We start from the raw sequence: 24636 nt of genomic DNA on the forward strand, positions 1-24636 counted from the left end.
GCCTAACGGTTGCCGAACGGTTTCGGCGGCACGGTGCGGAGGAAGGCAAAGACGGCGCGGATGTCGTCGTCGGTCATCTGACGGGTCGCGGTGACCGGCATCAGCGTGTCGATCGGCGTGCCGTTCGGGCGTCGCCCCTCGCGGAGCGCGCGGAAGAAGTCCGACTCCGTGTAGTGCCCGATGCCCTCCGGCGTGAGGTTCGCCGCCGGCTTGAACTCGGGTGGCGCGCCGGGCAGGGGCCCACCCGACAGCGTCGGCCCGTGACACCCGGTGCACCCGCCGATGTTGGCGAGGTAGCGGCCGTACTCCACCGTGACGCCGTTGGGTGGCCGCGAGCGCTGGATGCCGTCGTGCTCGATGGCTTCCGCGTCGAAAAGGGGGAGAACCCCGGCGAGGTACAGGGCGCGGCCCAGCGGCCCGACGGACGATGGCTCCGAAGGTCGGTCGATCGGGGGCACGCTGCGGAGGTACGCGACGATGGCGGCGGCGTCTTCGTCGGCCAGCTGCACCCAGTCGAGCGACGGCATCCACTGGAGCTTGTGGCCGGTCGGGTTGAGGCCGTGCCGGATCGCCACGACGATCGCGGTGTCGGAGAGGACTTTCCCGAGCCCGCCCTGGCCACTCGTTAGGTTCGGCGCGTGGAAGGTGCCGAGCGGGCCGCCGTCGATGAACAGCTTGCCGCCCAGGTCGGCGCCGTGGCACTCGCCGCACTTGGTGATCGCCCGGACGAGGTACGCGCCGCGCGCGATCGTCGCCGAGTCGTGGGTGAAGACCGGGACGCTGTCCGACACGGACATGGTGCGGCTCATCTTCCAGGATGAGACCCCGTACACCAGAACGAGCAGAAGCGCGACGATGCCAACGAGACCAGCGAGGAGCCGCTTGACGATGCGCATGGAGGGTGTGGAGGAGGGATCGGTGCACTACGGAGAACCCTGCGCGCTGGATTCCCGCGCGACGAGTGCGCCATCCGATGGGGCGACCTCCCGACCGCCGGACGGTACCGCGCCCCCCCGCCATGCCCTACTTTTTGGCGCCATGACCAGCACTCGCCCCGCCGCGCCGGCACCCAGCGGCGCCGATGAAACCCATGTCGCGCCCAGGTGGTCGGTCGACGATGCCAAGGCGCTCTACAACGTCGATGGATGGGGCGGCGGCTTCTTCGACGTGAACGCGCAGGGCCGCGTCATCGTCCGTCCGGATCCCGAGATGCCGACGCGGACGGTGGACCTCTACGAACTGGCGGTCGACCTCGAGGCCCAGGGCATCCAGCTGCCCGTGCTCTTCCGCTTCTCCGACATCCTGCGCAAGCGGATCGAGACGCTGAGCGAGGGCTTTCAGGCGGCGATCAAGGAGTGGGACTACACCGGCGGCTACACCTCGGTCTACCCGATCAAGGTGAACCAGCAGCGCCACGTCGTCGAGGAAATCGTCGCGTTCGGGCGCAAGCACGGCGTCGGACTCGAAGCGGGGTCCAAGCCGGAACTCCAGGCCGTGCTCGGTCTGGCCGATTCGACCGAGCACATCATCGTGTGCAACGGCTACAAGGACGAGGAGTTCATGCGCCTCGCCCTGATGGGGCAGAAGCTCGGCCACCAGGTGTTCATCGTGGTGGAGCAGCTGTCGGAGCTCGAAGTGCTGCTCGCCGCGGCCGACGACCTCGGGGTGGTCCCCAACGCCGGCGTGCGCATCAAGCTCGCCGCCGAGGGTGCGGGGCGGTGGGCCCAGAGCGGCGGCGAGAAGTCCAAGTTCGGCCTGAATACCGCCGAACTGATGAAGCTCATCGACCGGCTCCAGGACCTGGGCCGCATCGACATCCTCAAGCTCGTGCACTTCCACCTCGGCAGCCAGATCACCGACATCCGCTACATCAAGACGGGGCTGCAGGAGATTTCCCGCTTCTACCTCGAGCTGCACCGGATGGGCGTGAACATCACGCACGTGGATGTGGGCGGAGGGCTGGGCGTGGACTACGACGGCACCAACTCCACGAACCAGGCGAGCGTCAACTATACGTTGCAGGAGTACGCGAGCGACGTGGTCTACGCCCTGGCCGAGGCGTGTCGCGATAGCCGGATCCCGATGCCGCACCTCATCAGCGAGTCGGGGCGTGCCCTCACCGCGCATCACGCCCTGCTGCTTCTGCGCGTCATCGACGTCGAGTCGCAGGCCGACCACGTCGAGCCCACGTTGCAGCCCAGCGACCACGTCCTCCTCCACGAAATGGCCGAGGACTATCGTGCGCTATCCCGAAAGAAGCTGCCCAAGCGCAAGGTCATCGAGATCTACCACGACGCGTCGTTCGACAAGGATCGCGCGCAGCAGCTGTTCAACAGCGGCGTGCTGTCGCTTCGCGACCGTGCCACTGCCGAGACGATGTACATGGCGACGATGAATCGCATCGCGCACATCGTGGCCGAGAGCCGGACCGGGTACGAGGAGATCGTGAAGGACGTCGAGGCCACGCTCTGCGACCGCTACTTCTGCAACTTCTCCCTGTTCCAGTCGCTGCCGGACAGTTGGGCGATCGACCAGCTGTTCCCGATCATGCCGATCCATCGGCTGAACGAGAAGCCCGACCGCCGCGGTACGCTGCAGGACATGTCCTGCGACTCCGACGGCAAGATCGATCGCTTCGTCGGCGGCAAGGACGGGAAGCCCAACCTCGAACTGCATCCGTTCCGCGACGGCGAGGACTACATCCTCGGCATCTTCCTCACGGGCGCGTACCAGGAGATCCTGGGCGACCTCCACAACCTGTTCGGCGACACCAACGCCGTGCACGTGCGCCTCACCGATGCCGGCTACGAGCTCACGCACCTCGTGCACGGTGACACGGTGACGGAGGTGCTGAACTACGTGCAGTTCAGCGCCTCCGACCTGCTCGCGACCTTCCGGCGCAAGGTCGCCAATGCCCGCGAGCTCTCACGTCAGGAAGCCAACACCTATATCGCGGAGTACGTGGCCGGGCTCGAGGGATACACCTACCTCGAGGGCGAGGCGGCGCGGTAGCGGGCCGGGTCATGTCGCGCGCATGACCGCGGCCCCGCCGGAATCCTAGAAACGGGCAGCGACCGCGTTCCAGTTCACGACGTTCCACCACGCGGCGATGTAATCGGGACGACGGTTCTGGTACTTCAGGTAATACGCGTGCTCCCACACGTCGATGCCGAGCAGGATCTGGCCCGCGGACTTGCCGTCCATGATCGGGTTGTCCTGGTTGGGCGTCGAGGTGATGCTCAACGCACCGCCATCGTTCACCAGCCACGCCCAGCCCGAGCCGAACCGGCCGACGCCGGCGGCCGCGAACTTCTCCTTGAAAGCGCCGAACGAGCCGAACGCCTTGTTGATCGCGTCCGCGAGTCGGCCCGTGGGCTCGGCGCCTGCCGGGGCGCCCATGATGCCCCAGAAGAACGTGTGGTTCCAGTGGCCGCCGCCGTTGTTGCGCACCGCTCCGCGGATGTCGTCGGGAACGGACGCGAGGTCGGCCAGCAACCCGTCAAGGGTGCGCGCGTGCAGGGCCGAGTGCTTGTCCAGCGCGCCGTTGAGGTTGTTCACGTAGGCCTGGTGATGCTTTCCGTGATGGATCTGCATGGTCTGCGCGTCGATGTGGGGCTCGAGCGCTTCGAAGGCGTAGGGCAGGGCGGCAAGGGTGTGCGGCATGTCGTGTTCCGTGGTGGGTCGAGGAATCGCGTCGACAACAAACGTGCAAACCGGATCACCCGCACGTTACACAGGGGACGCGGACGTGGGAACGCCCCACACGTCGCGCCCGGTTGCGTCCCTCCGGCGGACGGCCTAATCTCGGCGGCCATGAGCCGGAACCTCGCCGCGCGCGATCGCGTCATCAGCTATACCGAGGGCACTCGGCTGCACGTGGTGAGCCATACGCACTGGGATCGCGAGTGGTATCGCACCGCGGAGTCCTTTCGCATCGGGCTCATCGAACTCATCGATGACGTGCTGGCCCGCGATCGCCCGTTCCTGCTGGACGGCCAGGCCATCCTCGTCGACGACTATCTGTCCTGGAAGCCCGAGGCGACCGACCCGTTGCACCGCCGGCTGGCGCGCGGGTCGCTCGAGGCCGGACCGTGGTATGTCCTGGCCGACAATCTGATTCCGTCGGGCGAGGCGCTGGTCCGCAACCTCCTTGCCGGCCGCCGCACGTTAGGCGCGGCGGGGGCAAAAGCACCACCGGTGCTCTACTGCCCGGATTCGTTCGGTCACCCCGCCGCCGGACCCACGCTCGCGGCGGGCTTTGCTCTGCCGCTGGCCATCGTGTGGCGTGGCTACGGTGGGAGAGGCTGGCCCGCCGGTGACTCGGCTCGCTGGCGTTCGATGGCGGGCGAAGAGGTGCAGCTCTTTCACCTGTCGCCGTCGGGCTACGAGGAAGGATCGAACCTGCCCGTGGATCCGGGGGAGGCGGCACTCCGATGGCCGGCACTCTGGCGCACCCTGCATGCGCGCGCCACGCTGCCGGCTTCGCTCCTGCTCAATGGGGCGGACCACCACGCCATGCAAAGGGACCTGTCCGCCGCCCTCGATGCCGGCCGCGCGGAGATCGGGGATCTCATCGACGAATCCACCTTGTGGGGATTTGCCGAGGTGCGGCAGTTGCTCGGCGCGCGTGTGGCACTGCCGGTGGTGACCGGCGAGCTGCGTGGATCGCCGTCGTTCGCGTGGTCCCTGCAAGGAACCTTTGGTTCGCGCGCCCACCAGAAGCGGGCCAACGCCGGTCTCGAGCGCCTGCTGGTCCGCGAGGTGGAGCCGTGGACCGCGCTGGCCTGGTGGCGTACGGGCCTCGATCTGCAATGCGCCGAGCACGCGCTGTGGCGCCTGACGCTCACCTCCCACCCGCACGACACGCTTTGCGGGAGCGCGATCGACGAGGTGGCGCACGCCATGGACGATCGCATCGCCCGCGCGGCCGCGGGCGCCGTCACCCTTCGCGACCGTGCGGTGGCTGCCTGCGCCGGTCGCGACGGAGACCGGGATCGCGCGGCGTTCAGCGGCAATGCACGCGCGGTGCTGATCACGAATCCCGTCCCGTGGTCTCGCTGTGGCGTGGTCGAGGTCGAAGTCGACATTCCCCTCGCCATCGTCGCCGTGGGGCCCGGGTCGGCCGACCAGACGCCGGAGCCGCGCGCGGTTCCGCCGTGGTCGATCGGGGCGCCGTCGCTCCCCATGCAGCGCCTTGGCGGCGTCCGTGGATTTGCGCGCCACGACGCACCGCACCACTACCCGCGCACCGCGATCGTGCAACGCGAGCGCGCCCTGGTGTGGGTCGATGACCTGCCGCCACTCGGCACGCGCGTCATCCCGATCGTCGATCGGCGCGGCCGCGCCCGTCCCCCGAGACCAGTGCGCGTCGAGGGGACCGCGCTGGACAACGGTCGGGTCCGCGTGTGGTGGGACACCCATCGCGGACTCTGTTGTGCGCGGGGCGACGAAACCTGGGAAGATCTTCTGGCCTTTGAGACCGTTGGCGATCGCGGCGATCTGTACACACACTCGGCGATTCCCAGCACGCTCCGCCGCGCCGTCCCCCGGTCCGGGAAGGTCACCCTGCGAGGTCCGTTGCGCGGCGAGCTCCGGCTGAACGTCGTCGTGCCGGTGGCCGCCAGGCAGCTCGACGATGCGACCGGCGTGGGCCGCTCGCGACCCGAGGGGAGCCATCGTGTGGTGGTGCGTGTTCAGCTGGATGCCGGCGCGCCGTGGTTCCGGATCCTCGTGAGTGGCGCCAACGCGCACGAGGATCAGCGTCTGCGGGCCGTGGTCCGGACGGGCGCACGCTCCGCCGTACATCGTGCGGACGCCGCCTTCGGCGCGGTCGAGCGCTCGTCGTTGCGCACCATGTCGCTGGCGGGAGACGTCGAGCTGCTGCCGGGTACGTCGCCGCTGCAGCGCGCGGTGTCGGTCTTTGACGTATCACGAGGATTCACCGTGATCTCGGACGGACTCGCGGAATACGAAGCGTCCGGCGACGGCGAGATCGCGATCACCCTCGTCCGGGCGGTCGGTGAGCTGAGTCGGAACGACCTGCCCGAGCGCCCGGGTCATGCGGGCTGGCCCTCGCCGACGCCGCTCGGTCAGTGTGTGCGTGACTGGGAGGCGCAGCTGGCGATCCTGCCGCATGGCCTGGCCACGCCCGCCACGTTGGGCGCCATCGAACGGGCGTGCGACGACGTGCTCGTGCCCGCGCGTGGTCGCACGACCGTGCCCGGAGCGTCGGGTGACGCGGTCGGGCTGACGCTCCTCGGTGACGATCTGGCATTCGGGGCGTGCAAGCGGTCCGAAGACGGCGCCGATCTCGTCGTGCGCTGCACGAACGTTGGCGGCGGGTGGGCCGCGGGATCCTGGCGGCTCGCAGGTCTCGAATGCGCGTGGGTCGCGCGGCTCGACGAGACGCCGCTTGGCGCGTTGGAAGTCCGCGACGGCATTGTCGCGTTCCTGGTCGCGCCACACGCCACGTCGACGATCCGCCTGCGCGCCGGGCGCTCGGCACGCGACGCCTAGGTACGATCGCCGAGTGAGCGAGGGACGCCGGCGCGGCTGCGCAGGCCGTCGCCGATCACGGTGCAGAGCAACACGGTCACGATGAGGGCGAGACCCGGTGCGAGGGCGACCCAGGGCGCCGTGACGATGAGGTCGCGCCCGCCCGCGATCATGTTGCCCCAACTGGGGGTCGGCGGCTGCACGCCGAGCCCCAGGAAAGCGAGCCCGCTCTCCAGCAGGATCGCGTTCCCCACGCCAAGCGTCGCGGCGACCATCGCACCACTGGTCGCGTTGGGCACCACGTGCCGGAGCAGCGTGCGAAGGCCCGGCGCGCCGAGCGTGCGCGACGCGTCGACGAAGCCCGCCGAGCAGAGCCCCTGGACGTCGGCGCGGACGAGTCGCGCGACCGACATCCAGCCGGTGACCGACAGCACGACGATCACGGTGCCAAGGCCCGGCGCCCACAGGGCGACGCACAACAACAGCAGCACCAGGCGCGGGATCGCGAGCAGCGCGTCCGCGAGACTCATGAGCAGTCGGTCGACGACACCGCCCAGCCAGCCGCTCACCGCGCCGATGGCCACGCCGAGCCCCGTGGCGATCAACGACCCCGCCACACCGACGACCAGCGAGATGCGCGCGGCGAGCAGCGTGCGCACGAACAGGTCGCGGCCAAACCGGTCGGTGCCGAGCACGTGAAAGATGCCGTCGCCGTCCCGGGAGAAGGGCGCCGCGAGTCGCGTGGCGAGCACATCTTCGATGGCGAGCGGATCCTTCACGGCCAGCAGCGGCACGAAGACCGCGGCGAGTGCCACCGCGCCTATCGCGAGCACCGCGTGGCGGCCGCCGCGCGTCATGCGTCGCGCCGGCGCGGGTCGGCCCACGCCACGGCCACGTCGGCCAGCCAGTTGGACGCAATTACCAGCGCGGCATACACGAGGGCCGCCCCCATGACCACCGGGTAGTCCCGGGCCGCGATGGATGCGAGCATCGTACGCCCCATGCCGGGCCACGCGAAGACGCTCTCCACGAACACCGAACCGGCCACCGTGCCAGGGAGCGACAGGGCCAGCAGCGTGATGAGCGGCGGTCGTGCATTCGCGAGCACGTGTCGTCGCATGACCGCGCTCGCCCCGAGTCCCTTGGCGCGCGCCGTGCGCACCCAGTCGCTGGCCAGGAGGTCCAGCGCGGCCGCGCGTGCATAACGCGCAAGTCCCGCGGCGCCGATCGCGGTGAGCACGGTCACCGGCAACACGGCGTGCCGCGCGATGTCGCTCGCCCGCGCCCATCCGCGCCATTCGCTCCCCGGCGTCTCCAGGCCCATGGCCGGCAGTCGCAGCCAGGCCGGCCACCCGAAGTGCGTCGCGCCGGACGTGAAGAGGGCAACCAGCGCCAGCGCCATCCAGAAGCTGGGCGCCGCAAAGATCGCGATGCTGATCGTCGTCGCGATACGGTCCGCGGTGGTGTCGGCGCGTCGCGCCTGCCACAGGCCGACGCTCACGCCGAGAAGGAACGTCAACGCAAGGGACGTGACACCCAGCGCGAGGGTGATCGGCAGTGCGCGCCGGATGACATCGCGCACCGGCTCCTGCGTCGCGAACGAGAGGCCCAGGTCGCCAGAGAGCACCTGCGTCGTCCATCGTGCATATTGGCCGGCGAGGCCGGCGTCGAGCCCGTAGGCCGCGCGCAGTCGCGCGATGTCCTCGGCGCGCGCGGTCGGTGGGACGAGCAGGTCCGTGGGATCACCAGGGGCCAGTCGCGTGAGGAGAAACGTGAGCGAAACGACGAGCCAGAAGAGCACGAGCGACTCGGCGCCGCGGCGCAGGATGCGTTGCACGCGCGCATAATGGGGGGCGGAGGCGCTACGTCAACCGAGCGGCGGAGGGTCGCTCGATGCTGGGGCGTCGTCGTCGCCGGTGCGCTCGCCGCGAGTGCGTGCTCGGGCGGCGGTCGCTCGCCCTCGACCGTGGTGGTCGCATCGGGTGCGGACCTCGAGTCGGCAAACCCGCTCACCACCATCCATCCGCTGGCGCGGCAGGTGCAGCGCTACGCGCTGTTCGTGACCCTGGCCCGGTACGACTCCACGCTGGCGCCGTCGCCCTACTTCGCGCGGTCGTGGTCATGGAGCGCCGACCGTCGGCTCCTCACGCTGGCGCTCACGCGCGGCCTGCGCTGGCACGACGGCACGCCCACCACGGCCGCCGATGTCGCGTTCACCGTCGATGCGGCACGTGATCCGGCGACGGGCTTCTTTCGTCGCGGCGACCTGGGCGAGGTGACGGGGACGGTGGTGCATAACGATACCTCGGTCTCGATCACCTTCGCGCGTCCTCAGGCGCGCTTTCCGCTCGTGCTGTGTGAATTGCCGATTGCGCCCGCCAGCCGCCTCGCCGAGGTGCCGCGTGCACGGCTCCGTGCCGACGAGTTTGCGCGCGCTCCGATGGGCAACGGCCCGTACCGTTTTGTGGAACGTCGCGCCAGACAATTCTGGACCTTTGTGGCCGACAGCGCGTTTCCACCAGCCATGGGCGGTCCGCCACATGTCCATCGGCTCGTGGTCGCCGTGGTCGATGAACCGACGACGAAGTTCGCCGGGCTGGTGAGTGGTGACCTCGACCTCGCCGGGATCGCGCCGACCATGGCCGGCCTCGTGGCCGAGGATCCGCGACTGGAGGTGGTGTCGTACCCGGTCGCCTTCACGACGGCGCTGGTGTTCAATGCCGCGCGCGCGCCGTTCGATGATGCGCGCGTCCGACGTGCGATCGGAGCGGCGATCGACCGGCGTCGCCTGGTCGACGTGGCGCTCAACGGGTTTGGCGTCGTCGCGGACGGCGCCATTCCACCGGACCATCCGTTTCACGGGCTGAAGCCCGCCGCGGTCGACCCCGGCGCCCTGCTCGATTCGGTGGGCTGGGTCAGACAGGGCGCCTGGCGGTCGCGCCGCGGGACGCGCCTCGCGTTCACGCTGCGCACCGTCGGCAACGGCGACAACGCGCTCGAGCAACTGGTGCAGGCCGACCTGCGAGCGTTGGGCGTCGACGTCCGGATCGCGCAAATGGAGCTCGGGGCCTTTTTGGCCATGGCGCGCGCGACGGAGAAATCGTTCGACGCGCTCGTCACCGGGATTCCCGGTGATGTGTCACTGTCTCACCTCGCGGCAATGTTCGAGGGCGACCAGGCCGGTGGGGCCCTGGACTACGCCGGCTTTCATCGCGCGGCGCTGGATAGTTTGTTCGACGGCACGCGTGAGGCGCCGACGGAGGCCGGGCTCGCGGCCGCCTGGCAGGCGGTGGACGGCTGGCTCGCGCGAGAGGCACCTGTTGCGTGGCTCTATCACGCGCGTGGGGTGCAGGGCATGTCGCGCCGACTCGGGGGCGTCCGGATGGACCTGCGTGGAGAGCTGGTCACCCTCTCGCAGTGGACACTCTCCCGGTGACCGGCACCTTCCTGCTCGCTTCTCCCGCCGACCTCGCGGCGCGACGTGAGGTGGTCGCCGGTCCGCTGGCGGGTCTCGCGCGCTCCCTCGAGGAGGACCTCTCTCCGCTGCTCGCGGCGGACCGCATCGTGTTGCCACCGGAGAAGGCCCGCCTGACGAGAACGGGCGGACGTTGCCCGGTTCACGGCGTCCTGCTCGCCTTCGATCCCCTGTCGCCGCGGGCGCACACGTGCCCGGTGTGTGGCGACGTGTTCACCAGCGATGACCATTACCGCTGGTGGATAATGAACTACCAGCTCTGGCTCGCCGAGCGGTGCGTGCATGCGGCGGCCCTCGCCGCGACGCGCGAGAGTGCCCCGTGCCGCGACCTCGCCGAACGCATCCTCTCGGCGTGCGTGTCGGCGTACCTGCACTACCCAAACAAGGACAACGTGCTTGGCCCCACGCGGCCGTTCTTCAGCACGTACCTCGAGAGCATCTGGGCCCTGCAGCTGGCGGTCGCGCTCGACCTGCTCGAACAATCGGGCGCGACCGGCGCCCTCGGCGCCGCCGTGCGCAGTGAACTGCTCGAACCGTCGCTCGCGCTCATCTGCGAATACGATGAGGGCGCCTCGAATCGTCAGGTCTGGAACAATGCCGCCATGCTCGCCATCGCGACGCTTCTCGCCAATGACGCCGTCGCCGAGCGCGCCATCCACGGCAAGGCCGGTCTGCTGGCGCACCTGCGTGACGGCCTGCTCGCCGACGGCGCCTGGTACGAAGGAGAGAACTATCATCAATTCGCGCATCGCGGCCTGTGGTACGGTGTCACCATGGCCGAGCGACGAGGCGAGCCGTTGCCTGAGGCGTTGGCCGAGCGCTTTGCAGAGGCGTTCGCCATCCCTTTTGCCACCGCGCTGCCGGACTTCACGTCCCCGGCGCGGCGCGACTCGCAATACGGCGTCTCACTGCGCCAGTGGCGCTACGCCGAGTCGTGTGAACTCGGCCTCGCGCGACGGGACGACCCGCGACTCTCCGCTGCGCTCCTGGAGTTGTACCGCGACGACGTTGCCCCGGGCGATACCGAGCGCGCCCGCTCGACCGCCGAGGCGGAGCGCAACGCACCCGCGGCGCGCCTGACGAGAGCGTCGCTGGGCTGGAAGTCGCTCCTGCACGCGCAGCCAACGCTGCCGGACGCCCCGCGCGCGCGACCGACGCCTGCTTCCGTGCACCTGGCGCACCAGGGGTTTGCGGTTTTTCGGCGGCGCGGTGGGCAGGTGTACGCGGGCCTCGATTATGGAGTCCCTGGCGGCGGTCATGGTCATCCGGATCGGCTCAACCTGTGGCTCGTGACGGGTGCCGATCGCTGGCTCGAGGACGTGGGCACCGGTTCGTACGTGGATCGCTCGCTCTTCTGGTACCGCTCGACCCTCGCGCACAACGCGCCGCTCATGAACGGCACGTCGCAGCCGTACGGCGCCGGCGTCCTGCGCGCCTGGGACGAACAGGGAGATGCCGGATGGGTGGAGGCTGAGTTCGAGATCGTGCCCGGACGGGCACGCGTGACACGACGGCTCATCGTGATGCCCGGCTACCTGATCGATGAGGTGCGCTGGGCGAGTGCCGACGACACGACGTTCGACCTGCCGATGCACGTCGACCCGGACGAGGGGCCGGGTACCGGATGGGAGCCGTCGACGATCGCCGTCACGCCGGGCAGCGGCTTCGAGTTTCTGCGCGGCGTCGAACGCGCATCAGGCACGTCGTTCGACGCATTCGCGGCCACGCGCGCAGCCTCGTCGATTCGCGGATGGATCCAGAGCGACGCGGCCTGCGAGTGGTATCGCGCGACTGCCCCCGGGCCGCCGGGCGAACCGCCGCGACGATTCATCTTTTCGCGCTGGCGAGGACACGAAGGGCGCATGCGCATGGTGTGCGCCTGGGACGCCAGCGTGAGCGCCGTGCGCTTCACGCCCGAGACGATTTCGCTCCTCGCCGGTGGCGAGCGACACGCACACCGCGCGATCGGCCCCGCGTGGCACGTCCGCACGCAGGGCGTGGGGGCGCCCGTCGAGATCGTGCTGCGCGGTCGCGCGTCGGCGCCGCGTCCGGTCTCACCCGCGGCGCTCGAGGCCGTAGGCACGTTGCCGCGCCACATGCTGGCCGCAGGCCGTCCGTTCGTGATGGAACTCGCCGAGCGCCACTATCGGCGATCCGAACTGCCGTGGGCGGCCGCCGGAGCGCCGGAGGCGTCGCTGCGCGTGGCGGCCGGTCGTGAGGCGGTGGACATCGACGTGCAGGTGCGCAAGCGCGATCCCGTGTTTGCCCCTCCGCGCCGAGAGAACCTGCTCGACAACGAGGATCCCGATATCAACTCCGACGGCCTCCAGCTCTATCTCACGCTGCCCGACTCGCAGGCGCAGGCGAGCTGGCTGCTCGTCCCGGAGGAGGGCGGTGGTGTCCGCATCGCGGCACGACAGGTGAGTGGCAGCGTGCCGGCCATCGGCGCCGAGTGGCGCCTAACGACCGATGGATACCGGGTGCGCATCCACCTGCCGCGTGGTTCGCAGGGCCTGGGCATCGACCGGCACTTCATGTTGAACGTCGTGATCAACGAGATTTCCCGTGATCGCGAGCGCCGTCGTGGTCAGCTCGTGGCCACCGGGGCCACGGGGGAGTGGGTGTACCTGCGCGGCGACCGCGAAGACCCCCTCCGGATGCTCGCCTTCGAGATCGTCGATGCCTGAGTCGCTGCTCCATCGCGTGCGCGTGGTCCTCTACGAGCCGCAGAACCCGATCAACATCGCGGCGACGGTTCGGGCGATGAAGAACTTCGGCGTGCGCGACCTGACACTCGTGCGGCCGGTGCCCTACACGCCGTATCGACTGGAAGGCATCGCCCACGACACGCTCGACGTGATCGAACGGATCCGCGACGTCGACTCGCTGGATGAGGCGCTGTCCGACGCGGTCCTGGTGGCCGCGTTCTCCGCGCGGCGGCGCCGCGTGAAATGGGAACTCGCGACGCCGCGGTCGCTCGCGCCGATGGTGCTCTCGCAGGCGGTGCAGGGCACCGTCGTGCTCATGTTCGGTCGGGAGGACGACGGGCTGCCCAATGAGGCGCTCGACCGCGCGCACGTGGCCATCACGATCCCGACGAGCGAACACGCCTCGCTCAACCTGGCGCAGGCCGTCGTCATCGCCCTCTATGAACTGCACGTCGCCGCCGGCGACGCCACGCGGATCGTCGAGCCGCATCGGCACCTCGTGCCCCCGGCCACCAGCGCCGACCTCGAACGGCTGTATCGAGACCAGGAGCGCGCGCTCGAAGCGGTCGAGTTCTTCAAGACCCGCTTTCGCACCCACATCATGAGGAGCGCGCGGTCCATGACCTCACGCACCCGGCTCGACGCGCGCGAGGTCATGCTCGCCCGCGCGATGTGGATCGAGGTCGTGCGCGCAATGAATCGCTATCGCGGCATTGCGGGGCTCCCGCCGATCGATCCGGGTGAGCCCGTCGCATTCGACGCAGGTGACGACTTCGTGAGCACGGACGACCCATCGCCAACCTCCACACCGCACGGCAACTTGTAGGCGACTCCACGGTCTCTCTCCAACGCACCCACACGGACATGGCCTTCAATTTCTTCCGCCGCAAAGAGGGCGCGCCCCCGCCTGACGAGACGGCCGTCGAGGAGACCGACACGTCCGAAGAGGAGCGTGCGAGCGAGGAGTACGACGAAGGGGCTCCCGAGTCCGTTGCTGACGACGATGCGCTCGACCTCGAGTGGCGCTCGCGTGCGGCGGATTGGATTCCGGGTGGCGCGTCCACCGGCAGTCGCCGGCCGGCGGCCCTGTACGGCGATGCGTCGACCGAGGGGCCGGCGCATTATCTCCGCGCCTCCGGCTGCCACGTCACCACCGCCTCCGAACGCACGCTCATCGATTGCACCATGGCGCTCGGCGCCGTGAGCCTGGGCTATGCCGACGACGGCGTGGTGCGTGCGGTGATCAGCGCCGTGGCAAGCGGGCACGTGGCCGCGTTCGCGCACGTCAGCGAGGTCGACATCGCCGAGCGGCTCTGCGAGGTCATTCCGTGTGCGGAGCAGGTGCGCTTTCTCAAGAGCGGGGCCGAGGGCGTGAGCGCGGCGGTGCGCATCGCGCGCACCGTGACGTCGAGGTCGCACGTGGTGGCGTCGGGCTACTTCGGTTGGCACGACTGGTCCAATGCAGGGCAGGGGATTCCCGCGGAGGTCGCGCGAACGGTGACGCGTGTGCCCTTCAACGACCTCGCGTCGCTCGATGCCGCGGTCGATGCCGCGGGAGCGGATCTCGCCGCCATCGTCATCGAGCCGGTGGTCGAAGGCCTGCCTGACGACGCCTGGCTGGCACGCGCGCGCCAACGGTGCGACGAGGCGGGTGCCGTGCTCGTGTACGACGAAATGAAGACCGGATTCCGACTGGCGACCGGCGGTTTTCACCAGGGCCATGCGATCCAGCCTGACCTGGCGGTGTTCGGCAAGGCGATGGCGTGTGGGATGCCCGTGTCCGCCGTGGTCGGTCGGCGCGACGTCATGGCGGCCGCGACGCAGACGTGGATCTCGTCCACGGCCGCCGGTGAGTCCGCCTCGCTCGCGGCGATCGGCGCCGTGCTTGATCGCTACGGTGAGGAGGACGTCTGTGGGACGCTCGCCAGGGTGGGCAGACAGATCCGGCTGGGTGTCGAGCGCGCCGTGGTGGCGAGCGGCATCGCCGGGGTCAGCGTCCACGGGCTCGACCCCATGTGGTTCCTGCGATTCGACGAGCCGGCCCTGGAGACACGCTTTCTCGAGCGCGCGGCTGCCCTGGGTGTCATGTTCAAACGCGGCGCCTACAACTACGCGGCGCTCGCGCACGACACCGATGAGGTGCTGCTCGAGATCGAGCGTGTGGCGTCCACCGCGATGGTGGAGGTGCTGGAGGACGTCGCGTGAACGCCCTCGCGGGCGAGGGGCCGCTGATCGACGTGCACGCGCACTTCTATCAGGAGGGCGCGGGGCGAAGCGATTGGCGCCACCTCAACGCGCGTCGGCTGGAGGCCGGTGACCGGCTCGGCATCACGGTGCACGTGGCGTCGATGCTCGGCACGTGGGGAGCGACCTCGCCGACCTATTTCCAGTCCCGCGACGACACCCGCAGCGCCAACGATGCCATGCTGGGGTTGCAGCGCGGCGATCGGCGCATCCGATCGTACGTCGCCGTCAATCCGAACGACACCGACTTCGCCGTCGCGGAGATCGACCGCTGCGCCGGGGCCGGTGCCATCGGTCTCAAGCTGGCCGCCGCCCGACGGTGTGATGATCCCGTCGTCGAGCCGATCATCGAGCGCGCCGCCGCGCACGGCTTTCCGGTGCTGCACCACATCTGGCAACATCGTCGCCGGCACTGGCCCGGCCAGGACATCTCTGACGGCGCAGATCTCGCGGGGCTCGCGACCCGGTTCCCGCACGTGGTGTTCATCCTCGCGCATATCGGCGGCGGCGGGGACTACGCCCACACCTTCGCGGCAGCCGCCGACGTGCCTAACGTCTTCCTCGATCTCTCCGGCAGCGGGATCGATCGCGGCATGCTCGATGACGCGCTCGAGGCGGTCGGGCCACAACGCCTGCTGTGGGGCGCCGACCTCACGCTGTGCACGGGCCTCGCCAAGCTTCGCGCGCTCGAGGTCATCGGGCTCGACGGCGCCGCCATGGCCGACATCCGCTGGCGCAACGCCGCCCGCATTTTTCCTTCGCTGCGGTTCTGATCGACCACCACTCGCTCGTTCCCAGATCCCCGCGCCTCTCCCTGCGTTGTCACGCGTCACCGTAGACGTCAACACCTTCATCGGCGGCCATCCATTCCGCCATGTGCCACACCCGGAACCCGCGGTGCTGGCGCGCGTGCTCGAGCGCGAGGGCGTCCAGACCGCATGGGTGGGCCACCTGCCGGGCGCGTTTCATCGCGATCCGGCGCACGCCAACCGGGAATTGCTGCAGGCCATGGATGCGGGGCGGGGGCGCCTGCGAGCGGCGCCGATCGTGCGTCCCGACTGGCCGCGCTGGATGACCAGGGTGCGTGAACTGCGCGCGGCCGGTGCGGTGGCCATTCGCGCCTGGCCGCAGCTGTGGAGCTTTGGACCCGGCGATCCACGGTTGCGGGAGCTGGCCAGCGCCTGTGCCGCGGAGGACCTGCCGCTCGTGCTGACGGTGCGCTTCGAAGATCAGCGGCAACGACACCCGTTGGACGTCGCGCCGGACCTGTCGGCGGCCCATGTGCGCGAACTGGCGCGCGCGCGTACCGGTGCGCGTGTCGTCCTCACGGCCGCGGGCCGCGAGATGATCGAGGAGATTCACTGGGGGCTGACGCCGGAAGAGCGCGACCGCGTGTTCTACGACATCTCCTGGATCTGGGGACCGCCCGTCGACGAGTTGTCGCACCTGTTTCGGACAATTGGTGCGGGGCGATTCCTGTTCGGTACCATGTGGCCCCTGCGACTGGTGCAGGGACCATCGGCAAACCTCGACCTGCTGGAATCGGACGTGGCCGATGCGCGCCTGGCGGACCCCTCGACGTGGTAGGGATCAGGGAATCGTGAAGTGGGCAGCGAACCGCAACTCATGGCGCAGCCTACTCTTGCGCGCTCTTGGGCCCGAGCACATTTTCCGCAGCGGATTTCCATCTTGTGAATAAGTTCACAAGGGGAGTTCTGTACTCGGGTTCCCCTCACCCCAGGTCCTGATGACGAGCAGGAGTAAGTGGGCACTGGTTCCGGCCTTCTTTGCGATCGCAATGACGGCGACCGTGCTCTCGGCCTACAGCGGCGCGTCCTCGTCGCAAGGCGTCCAACCCGTCCAGCCCATCCCCTTTCCGCATCCCGTGCATGTGAAGACGGTCGGGATGAACTGCCTGTACTGCCACTACAGCGCGAACAAGTCGGCGGATCCCGGGTTGCCGGCCGTCGGGACGTGCATGGGATGCCATACCCTGGTGGGACCGAACCGTCCCGCGCGCGATGGCCAGCCCGCACGGGTGAGCGAAGGGATCAAGACGCTGCAGGAGTATGCGCCCATCGGGCAGCCGGCCAAGTGGAAGGAGATCCCCTGGGTGCGCATCCACAAGCTCCCGGAATACGTCCGCTTCCCGCACGTTCGCCACGTGAGCGCGGGCGTTACCTGCCAGACGTGCCATGGAGCGGTGCAGGACATGGCGCAGGTCTACCAGAACGCGTCGCTCAACATGGGTTGGTGCCTCACGTGTCACGTGAACGGCTACCAGTTGAGCGAGGGACTCACGGCCGCGGGTGACACCGCCGGCGCCACGGCCGCGGCGGCCGTCGCGCCAAAGAAGGCGCGCTACGATTGCGCGGTCTGCCACTACTAGTTCATCCCACCTCGTGCGCGGCGTCGGATCATCCATCGCCGCGCGCGGGTTCCCTGCGCACCGAGGATCTACTGCATGAGCCAACCCATGGGACCTGACGGAACGACCGGCGGCGTGAAGCGCCGCACGTTCCTCAAGGTGCTCGGGGCCGCTGGCGCGGCAACGACCGCTGTTGGATGCACCAACGAGCAGGTCGAGAAGCTGATTCCCTACCTCGAGTCGCCGGACCAGACGGTGCCCGGCGTGTCCACGTACTACAGCACGACCTGCCGCGAGTGCGCCACGTCCTGCGGCGTGATCGCCGAGGTGCGCGACGGGCGCGCGATCAAGCTGGAGGGCAATCCCGATCACCCGGTGAACCAGGGTGCGCTGTGTGCCAGGGGGCAGGCATCGCTCCAGGGACTCTACAATCCGGATCGCTATCGCACGCCGATGGTGCGCGAGGGCAACCGGCTCGTGCCCACGACGTGGGATACGGCGATCACCACGCTGCGTCAGAAGCTCGGTGAGGCCCGAGGGGGAGCGGGGAACGCGGTCTTCATCAATCGCCCGGACAGCGGCTCGTTCGCCGGGTTCCTGGATGGCTGGCTCGCGGCGTATGGCTTTCAGTCTCACATCCAGTACGATCCCACCGCGGATCTGGCGTACGAGTCGGCGAACCAGGCGGCGTACGGTGTGGCCATGCCCAGGCTCGACTTCGCCGCCGCCAGGCTGGTGATCTCGATCGGCGCCGACTTCCTCGACGGGTGGGGCGCGAGCGTCCCGCAGCAGCTGTCATTCGGCGAAGCACGAGGCAAGCTGCAGGATGGGCCGCGCGTGGTGTACATCGGGGCGCGTCGCTCGCTGACCGGTCTGAACGCCGACACGTGGATCTCGTGCGCACCGGGTTCCGAGGGCGCCATCGCCAGCGCGCTGCTTTCCGCGGTTGGGGGATCCGGCGGCACCGTCGCCGCGGCCGCGCAGGCGAGCGGCGTGAGCGAGGCGACGCTGCAGGCGCTGGCCGACGAGCTTCGGGCCGCGCGCCCGAGCCTTGTGGTTTCCGGCGTCAGCACGCCCGACGCGGCGGCGGTCGCCACGACGGTGGCGGCGATCAACAAGGCGACTGGCGCCGTCGGGGTGACCATCAAGCCGGCCGACGCCCACAGCGGGTTCGGCGGTGCGGTGGGACTGGCGGCCATGCAGACCGTCGCCAACAACGCCAATGCCGGCACGGTGCGGTTGCTGTTCGTGCGAGGGGCGAACCCGGCGTACGACACGCCAAAGGCGATGCAGTTTGCCGCGGCGATGGCGAAGGTGCCGTACAAGGTCTCCTTCTCGAGCTACCCGGACGAGACCAGCGAACTCTGCGACCTCGTGCTCCCGGACGATCACTTCCTGGAGTCGTGGGGTGACGCGCAGGCTGCGCCCGGTGTCATCGGTCTGCAGCAGCCGGTGATGGATCGCATCTTCACGACGCGGGCCACCGCTGACGTGCTGCTCGATGTTGCGCGCGGCGACGCGGCGATCGCGGGGCGGTACACGCAGCGCAACTACCGCGAGGTGATCCTCGCCCGCTATGGCGCCGCCAACGTGACCTCGGCGCTGCCGAAAGCGCTCACGACCGGCACCATTGGCGCGCGATCAGTGGCCGCGAGCCCGTCAAGCGCGGGCACACTCGCGGGCGACGGGGAGTTCTTCCTCGTCACCTATCCGCACAGCGTGCTTGGGGCGGGCGAGGGCGCCAACAAGCCCTGGCTGCAGGAGCTGCCCGACCCGGTGGCCAAGATCGTCTGGCAGTCGTGGGTCGAAATCCACCCCTCCACGGCGCAGCGACTCGGCATCGCCGCCGGCGACCACGTCACCGTGACGACGGCCGCGGGCACCATCACCGCGCCCGCCTGGCCGTACCTGGGCATTCGCACGGACACGGTGGCGATCGCGCTGGGGCAGGGCCACACGAAGTACGGTCGTTACGCCGAAGGCATCGGCGTGAACGCGCTCGATGCACTCGGGGCGACGCTGAACGCTGGCGGCGGTCTCGCGCTCACGCAGGCCAAGGCGCGCGTGGCGAAAGCCGCCGATCATTCGCCGCTCGTGACGTTGGAGGGATCCGCGCGACAACACGGCCGAGGCATCGCGCAGGCGATCACGGTCGCCGACTTCGTTGCTGGTGTCGAAGCCGAGCATCACGCGCTGCCGGGCGACGCGAGTCACGAGTTCCTGCCGGGTCTGCGTTCGCCGGTGGCGAACGATGCCCAGGGCGACCTCGGTGACCCGACGTCGAAGGACAAGGGGATGTACGACCCCGAGCACTGGAGCGGGATGGCCAAACGGCGCTGGGCGATGACCATCGACCTTGCCAAGTGCACCGGATGCTCGGCGTGTGTGACGGCGTGCTACGCGGAGAACAACATTCCGACGGTCGGCGCGCGATGGCAGGGTCGTTCGCTGCGCCCGTTCCACACGGCAGACGGTGCCGGGTGGGACACGCGACCCGGCGCGAACATCCTCAAGGGTCGCGAGATGGCGTGGATTCGCATCGAGCGGTACTTCGAGGGCGGTGAGGACGGGACCGGCGAGTTCGAGGCGCGGTTCGTCCCGATGATGTGCCAGCACTGCGGCAACGCGCCTTGCGAGCCGGTGTGTCCGGTGTATGCGACGTACCACGCGCCGGACGGCCTGAACGTCCAGGTGTACAACCGCTGCGTGGGCACGCGCTACTGCTCGAACGGCTGCCCGTACAAGGTGCGCTACTACAACTGGCACGGATACGGCGAGAAGGAGCGGCGCCAGTACGCATTCCCCGAGCCGCTGCACCTGCAGCTCAATCCGGATGTCACGGTGCGGGGCAAGGGCGTGATGGAGAAGTGCTCGTTCTGCGTGCAGCGCATCCGCGAGGCCGAGACGCGCGCCAAGGTCGAGAACCGGGAGCTGGTGCCTGACGAGTTCACGACGGCGTGCGCGCAGGCGTGTCCATCGCGCGCGATCGTTTTTGGTGATGCGGCCGACGACCGATGGTCGGTGGCCCGTCCGGCGGCGAGCGACGCGCGCCGATACCACGTGTTCGAGGAGCTCAACACCTACACGGCGGTGGTCTACTTGAAGAAGGTCAACCATACGGGGGCAGCCGGCGCGACCGCGGCGCCCGCAGCCGCCGCGGTGCAGCCGCAGGAGGCCCGCTGATGGCCACCTCTGCTGAGCCGATGCGCCCGAACATCGCGTCGGCCGACATCCAGCTCCCGGCGGTCAGGGATTACGAGCAGGTCGATCGCGAGATCTCGGCGACGCTCAAGCCGTCCAGGGGATGGTTCGCGGCGCTTGGCATCGCGATCCTCCTGTTCCTGTGGGGCGCCGGCAGCTGGACCTACCAGATCTACTGGGGCCTGGGCAACGCGGGCTACAACCCGCCGGTGATGTGGGGCGTGTACATCATCACCTTCGTGTTCTGGGTCGGTATCGGACACGCGGGCACGCTGATTTCCGCGATTCTGTATCTGTTCCGGGCCGGTTTTCGCACGACGATTTATCGATGCGCCGAAGCGATGACCGTGTTCGCCGTCATGACGGCGGGCCTCTTCCCGATCATCCATATCGGACGGCCGTGGAAGTTCTTCTGGTTGGTGCCGTACCCCAACTGGCGGCTGCTCTGGCCCAACTTCAAGAGCCCGCTGGTCTGGGACGTGTTCGCGATCTCGACGTACCTGACGGTGTCGGCGACGTTCCTCTACGTCGGCCTCATTCCTGACATCGCCGTGCTGCGCGACCGGGAAACGAACCCGGTGCGCAAGCGGATCCTGGCCGTGATGTCGCTGGGCTGGCGCAACTCCGAGCCCGAGTGGCGGCACTTCACTCGGATGTACCTGTTCCTCGCCGCGTTCTCGACGCCGCTCGTGCTCTCGGTGCACTCGGTGGTGTCGTTCGACTTTGCCATGGCGCTCACGCCCGGCTGGCACGCGACGATCTTCCCGCCCTACTTCGTCGCCGGTGCGATCTTCTCGGGCATCGGCATGGTGTTCACGATCATCATCCCGATCCGGAAGTTCTTCCGGCTGCAGCACTACGTCACGGTCAACCACCTGGACGCGGCGGCGAAGCTCTGCCTGTTCACGTCGATGGTGGTGGGGTGCGCCTACATCATCGAGTTCTGGGTCGCCTGGTACTCGGGCAACATGTACGAGCAGGACTACTTCTGGAACCGGGTGTTCGGGCAGTGGTGGTGGGCTGCGTGGATCATGCTGACGTGCAACGTGATCTTCCCGCTCTCGCTCTTCAGTCAGAAGCTCCGGCGCAATCCGTCGTGGCTCTTCATCCTGTCGATCTTCATCAACCTCGGCATGTGGTATGAGCGGTTCGTGATCATCGTTCCGTCGCTCTCGCACGAGTTCGAGCCGTGGCAGTGGTCGGGGTACCTGCCCAGCTGGGTCGACGTCTCGATCCTCATCGGGTCGTTCGGATGGTTCTTCATGTGGTTCCTGCTCTTCATCCGTCAGCTGCCGGTCGTGGCCATCGCCGAGGTGAAGGAGGTGGTGCCACCCAAGCTGCGCACGCACGCCGTGGGGCATGGCATCGATGCCGCCGGACACCACAAGACCTACGGGACCGAGACTCCGGGAGAATTCGACTGATGCGTCGCGGACTCGTCGCTGCCTTCCCCCACCTCGATGACACGTGTGATGCCATCGAGGCACTCAAGAAGGCCAACTTCACGAACTTCACCGTTTACACGCCCACGCCGCGTCACGAGATCGAACACGCGGTCCACCCGCCGGTGAGCCCGGTCCGGCGCTTCACGCTGATCGGCGGGCTCCTTGGCGCGACGTTCGGCTACTGGGTCGCCATCTGGACCTCCGACTACTGGCCCCTGGTCGTCGGTGGCAAGGCGATCGCGAGCTGGGTGCCATACACGATCATCTCCTTCGAGCTGATGGTGCTGATCGGCGCACTGGCCACCGTGGCCGGCATGTTCATCAACTCGCGCATACCCAAGATCACGATGACCGTCGGGTTCGATGCCCGATTCACGAGCGGTGACTTCGGCATCTTCGTCGAGGCGGCACCCGAACGCCTCCGGGAAGCCGAGTCCATGCTGCGGCAGCACGGGGCCGTGGAGGTGCGCGGTGAGTCGTGACACGAGAGGACACATGAATGGTCGCACCTGGCCGTCGACCCTGACGCGACTCGCGTTCGCATCCGTCGCGGTACTGCCGCTCACGGGATGTGAGTGGTTCACGGACTTCAAGCGGACGCCGATGGTGACCACGTGGGAGGCGGATTCGATCCTCAAGGTGCGCGGCGCACCGGTGGGTTCGGTCCCGACGACGGGTATGGCCGTGGCCGCGTTTCAGGTCTCGTACACCCCAAGCCCCGCGGCCCTGGACTCGGTGGCCGCGCTCGCGACCAATCCCACGCCGGTGAGCGAAGCGTCGCTCGCCCGGGGTCGCATGTACTTCCAGATCAACTGTGCCGTGTGCCACGGTGACACCGGCAAGGGGGACGGCGGTGCGACCCGCTTTGGCATGGTGCCAATGCCGATTGTCGCCGAGGTGACCAAGGCGCGCAGCGATGGCTACCTGTTCGCAATCCTGCGAAACGGCCGCGGTGCCATGCCTTCGTACAACCGCATCGAAGAAATGGAACGATGGGACGTGGTGAACTACGTGCGCGCTCTGCAGGGGACCGTGACCGGCGTCCCGTTCGAGACAGGCCCGCTTGCATTGCCCGGCGTGAGCGGTGACAAGGTGCCAGGCGCCACGCTCCTCGGCCCGAACCACTGGGTGCGACCCACGTCGGCCGCCGCGCCGGCGGCATCGGCAACACCTGCACCAGCTGATAGCGGCGCCGCAGCGCCGCAGGGAGCCCGCTGATGAGCGCGCACAACGGCAACAACGGGCCCGATCGCGCGCAGATTGCAGCGATGATCAGCAAGCCGGGACCAAAGGGGCTGCGCACGATCGCCCTGGCGCTCGCCGTCGTCGGCTTCGCGGTGTTTGTCGCGGGCGCGGCCATGGGCGAGGCGCGTGCCTGGCAGGCGTTCCACGTGAACTGGCTCTTCTTCACCATCCCCGCGTCGGCGGCCGTGATGCTGGCGGCGGTGCAGCGCATCACCACGGCGCGCTGGTCGCGATCGGTGATCCGGCTCCTGGAAGGCTTCGTCGCGTGGATGCCCATCGCGCTGGTGCTCCTGCTGGTCACCGTGTTCCTGGGCAAGGGGCACATCTTCCCGTGGGTCTCGGAGCACATCGCGATCCCCGAGAAGGCGCTCTGGCTCAACACGACCTTCTGGTCGGCTCGCGTGATCCTCGTCTACGCGCTGCTCACGGGCCTGAGTCTCTGGTACGTCCGATCGTCGGTGCGCCTCGATGTGGCGCTGCTCCCCGAGTGGGGCGCTGCGTGGGCACGAGGGCTGCGCGATGGGATGCGGCGCGGCTTTGGTGAGGAGCGCCGGGAGCTGCACACCACACACTCCAGGCAGGGCAAGGCGGCGGTGTTCCTCGCCATCCTGTTCGGCTTTGGCTGGACGATGCTCGCCTGGGACCTCTCGATGTCGATGGACTACCACTTCCAGTCGACGATGTACGGCTGGCAGGTATTCATGGGCGGCTGGCTGGTGGCGCTGATGGCCTTCGCCCTGCTGGCACGAGCCTGGCGCAACTACCTTGGCCTGCACGAGGTGATCACCGAGACGCAGCTGCACGACATCGGTAAGCTGTGCTTCGCGTTCACCGCATTCTGGGGTTACCTCACGTTCTCGCAGTACCTGGTGATCTGGTTCGGCAACATGGGGGAAGAGACGCACTATCTCCGACTCCGCCTCATCGCGCCGTGGGCGAACCTGTCGGTGGCGGTCGCGCTGATGGTGTTCCTGCTGCCGTTCCTTGGCCTGATGGGCAAGTTCCCCAAGCTGTACGCGCCGACGATGAGTTTCTTCGCGTTGTCGGCGATCCTCGGGATGTGGCTGCACCGCTATCTCGAGATCTATCCCAACGCCCACCTCACGGCCACGACGGCGCCGTTCGGCATCTGGGAGGTCGGAACCACGGTTGGCTTCTTCGGGCTCTTCGCCTGGAGCTACCTGATGTTCATGGAAGCCTTCCCGCGTCTGCGGGTGGTGCTGATGACCTCACCGTATCGCGACGAGATGCAGGTGCCGGTGGATCCGCGCACGATGGAGCCGCTGCCTGCACACGAATAGGGCCCGACGGCTTCCGGGCGAATGGACTGACGCCTGACCATTGGGCGAAAGAAGGGACTCGCGAGCCGGTGCTCGCGAGTCCCTTTCTCCATCCGTTGCCTCACCCGCCGTTGCCGGTCGCCTTTGGCCAGCGAAGCGCACGCGGTACGGTAAC

General features: G+C 68.6%; 18 protein-coding genes. 14 read left to right on the forward strand and 4 right to left on the reverse strand.

All coding sequences use genetic code 11. From position 1 onward, the window contains the following. Window positions 1–2: 2 nt before the first annotated feature. On the reverse strand, window positions 3–896 hold the full coding sequence (locus IT361_08165) for a c-type cytochrome (GenBank protein MCC6317650.1): 894 nt from the start codon (window positions 894–896) through the stop codon (window positions 3–5). Between the two features lie 142 nt (window positions 897–1038). Between IT361_08165 and speA the strand changes: the two genes are divergently transcribed. After that, window positions 1039–3012: a biosynthetic arginine decarboxylase gene (gene speA / locus IT361_08170; protein ID MCC6317651.1), complete on the forward strand. Its 1974-nt coding sequence runs from the start codon at window positions 1039–1041 to the stop codon at window positions 3010–3012. Window positions 3013–3057: 45 nt separating this feature from the next. On the opposite strand, the gene IT361_08175 is transcribed toward speA, so the two are convergent. Continuing rightward, window positions 3058–3663 (reverse strand): superoxide dismutase, encoded by a 606-nt coding sequence (locus IT361_08175; protein MCC6317652.1) that lies wholly within the window; start codon window positions 3661–3663, stop codon window positions 3058–3060. A 150-nt stretch (window positions 3664–3813) separates the two neighbouring features. On the opposite strand from IT361_08175, the gene IT361_08180 reads away from it, so the two are divergent. After that, window positions 3814–6516: a hypothetical protein gene (locus IT361_08180; protein ID MCC6317653.1), complete on the forward strand. Its 2703-nt coding sequence runs from the start codon at window positions 3814–3816 to the stop codon at window positions 6514–6516. On the opposite strand, the gene IT361_08185 is transcribed toward IT361_08180, so the two are convergent. Together IT361_08185 and IT361_08190 are read right to left on the reverse strand one after the other, a co-directional pair. After that, window positions 6513–7352 carry an ABC transporter permease gene (locus tag IT361_08185; protein ID MCC6317654.1) on the reverse strand — a complete coding sequence of 280 codons (840 nt, stop codon included), beginning with the start codon at window positions 7350–7352 and terminating at the stop codon, window positions 6513–6515. The two genes, IT361_08180 and IT361_08185, sit on opposite strands and share 4 nt — an antisense overlap. Then, on the reverse strand, window positions 7349–8332 hold the full coding sequence (locus IT361_08190) for an ABC transporter permease (GenBank protein ID MCC6317655.1): 984 nt from the start codon (window positions 8330–8332) through the stop codon (window positions 7349–7351). Before IT361_08190 ends, IT361_08185 begins: the two co-directional genes overlap by 4 nt. Before the next feature lie 129 nt (window positions 8333–8461). Here IT361_08190 and IT361_08195 point away from each other — a divergent pair, with 129 nt between their 5' ends. The 12 genes from IT361_08195 to IT361_08250 all read left to right on the forward strand — a co-directional run bounded on the left by IT361_08195 (window position 8462) and on the right by IT361_08250 (window position 24482). Then, complete coding sequence (locus IT361_08195) at window positions 8462–9931, forward strand: peptide ABC transporter substrate-binding protein (GenBank protein ID MCC6317656.1); 1470 nt, start codon at window positions 8462–8464, stop codon at window positions 9929–9931. Beyond that, window positions 9913–12657, forward strand: a complete 2745-nt coding sequence (locus IT361_08200; protein ID MCC6317657.1) for a heparinase II/III family protein — start codon at window positions 9913–9915, stop codon at window positions 12655–12657. The genes IT361_08195 and IT361_08200 overlap by 19 nt, the downstream gene beginning before the upstream one ends. After that, a complete protein-coding gene (locus tag IT361_08205) occupies window positions 12650–13504 on the forward strand; it encodes an RNA methyltransferase (protein ID MCC6317658.1) in 855 nt (284 codons plus the stop codon). Before IT361_08200 ends, IT361_08205 begins: the two co-directional genes overlap by 8 nt. 38 nt (window positions 13505–13542) lie before the next feature. Then, a complete protein-coding gene (locus tag IT361_08210; GenBank protein ID MCC6317659.1) occupies window positions 13543–14883 on the forward strand; it encodes an aminotransferase class III-fold pyridoxal phosphate-dependent enzyme in 1341 nt (446 codons plus the stop codon). After that, window positions 14880–15695 (forward strand): amidohydrolase family protein, encoded by an 816-nt coding sequence (locus IT361_08215; protein MCC6317660.1) that lies wholly within the window; start codon window positions 14880–14882, stop codon window positions 15693–15695. Before IT361_08210 ends, IT361_08215 begins: the two co-directional genes overlap by 4 nt. A gap of 46 nt (window positions 15696–15741) precedes the next feature. Next, a complete protein-coding gene (locus IT361_08220) occupies window positions 15742–16509 on the forward strand; it encodes a hypothetical protein (protein MCC6317661.1) in 768 nt (255 codons plus the stop codon). A gap of 160 nt (window positions 16510–16669) precedes the next feature. Then, the gene (locus IT361_08225) at window positions 16670–17311 is read left to right on the forward strand and encodes a cytochrome c3 family protein (protein MCC6317662.1); all 642 of its coding nucleotides are present in this window, start codon (window positions 16670–16672) and stop codon (window positions 17309–17311) included. Between the two features lie 75 nt (window positions 17312–17386). After that, entirely contained in the window at window positions 17387–20473 is a 3087-nt protein-coding gene (locus tag IT361_08230) for a 4Fe-4S dicluster domain-containing protein (protein MCC6317663.1), read from the forward strand. Further along, window positions 20473–21915 (forward strand): polysulfide reductase NrfD, encoded by a 1443-nt coding sequence (gene nrfD / locus IT361_08235; protein ID MCC6317664.1) that lies wholly within the window; start codon window positions 20473–20475, stop codon window positions 21913–21915. Before IT361_08230 ends, nrfD begins: the two co-directional genes overlap by 1 nt. Next, window positions 21915–22418, forward strand: a complete 504-nt coding sequence (locus tag IT361_08240) for a DUF3341 domain-containing protein (protein ID MCC6317665.1) — start codon at window positions 21915–21917, stop codon at window positions 22416–22418. Before nrfD ends, IT361_08240 begins: the two co-directional genes overlap by 1 nt. 13 nt (window positions 22419–22431) lie before the next feature. Continuing rightward, window positions 22432–23154 (forward strand): cytochrome c, encoded by a 723-nt coding sequence (locus tag IT361_08245; protein MCC6317666.1) that lies wholly within the window; start codon window positions 22432–22434, stop codon window positions 23152–23154. Continuing rightward, window positions 23154–24482 (forward strand): hypothetical protein, encoded by a 1329-nt coding sequence (locus IT361_08250; protein MCC6317667.1) that lies wholly within the window; start codon window positions 23154–23156, stop codon window positions 24480–24482. The genes IT361_08245 and IT361_08250 overlap by 1 nt, the downstream gene beginning before the upstream one ends. Window positions 24483–24636: the final 154 nt, after the last annotated feature.

The organism is Gemmatimonadaceae bacterium (assembly GCA_020846935.1).
Classification (GTDB): Bacteria; Gemmatimonadota; Gemmatimonadetes; order Gemmatimonadales; family Gemmatimonadaceae; genus RBC101.

Coding starts and splice junctions, on each gene's coding strand:
- IT361_08165 (MCC6317650.1), bottom strand. CDS start 896: ATGCGCATCGTCAAGCGGCTCCTCGCTGGTCTCGTTGGCATCGTCGCG.
- speA (MCC6317651.1), top strand. CDS start 1,039: ATGACCAGCACTCGCCCCGCCGCGCCGGCACCCAGCGGCGCCGATGAA.
- IT361_08175 (MCC6317652.1), bottom strand. CDS start 3,663: ATGCCGCACACCCTTGCCGCCCTGCCCTACGCCTTCGAAGCGCTCGAG.
- IT361_08180 (MCC6317653.1), top strand. CDS start 3,814: ATGAGCCGGAACCTCGCCGCGCGCGATCGCGTCATCAGCTATACCGAG.
- IT361_08185 (MCC6317654.1), bottom strand. CDS start 7,352: ATGACGCGCGGCGGCCGCCACGCGGTGCTCGCGATAGGCGCGGTGGCA.
- IT361_08205 (MCC6317658.1), top strand. CDS start 12,650: ATGCCTGAGTCGCTGCTCCATCGCGTGCGCGTGGTCCTCTACGAGCCG.
- IT361_08210 (MCC6317659.1), top strand. CDS start 13,543: ATGGCCTTCAATTTCTTCCGCCGCAAAGAGGGCGCGCCCCCGCCTGAC.
- IT361_08225 (MCC6317662.1), top strand. CDS start 16,670: ATGACGAGCAGGAGTAAGTGGGCACTGGTTCCGGCCTTCTTTGCGATC.
- IT361_08230 (MCC6317663.1), top strand. CDS start 17,387: ATGAGCCAACCCATGGGACCTGACGGAACGACCGGCGGCGTGAAGCGC.
- nrfD (MCC6317664.1), top strand. CDS start 20,473: ATGGCCACCTCTGCTGAGCCGATGCGCCCGAACATCGCGTCGGCCGAC.
- IT361_08240 (MCC6317665.1), top strand. CDS start 21,915: ATGCGTCGCGGACTCGTCGCTGCCTTCCCCCACCTCGATGACACGTGT.
- IT361_08245 (MCC6317666.1), top strand. CDS start 22,432: ATGAATGGTCGCACCTGGCCGTCGACCCTGACGCGACTCGCGTTCGCA.
- IT361_08250 (MCC6317667.1), top strand. CDS start 23,154: ATGAGCGCGCACAACGGCAACAACGGGCCCGATCGCGCGCAGATTGCA.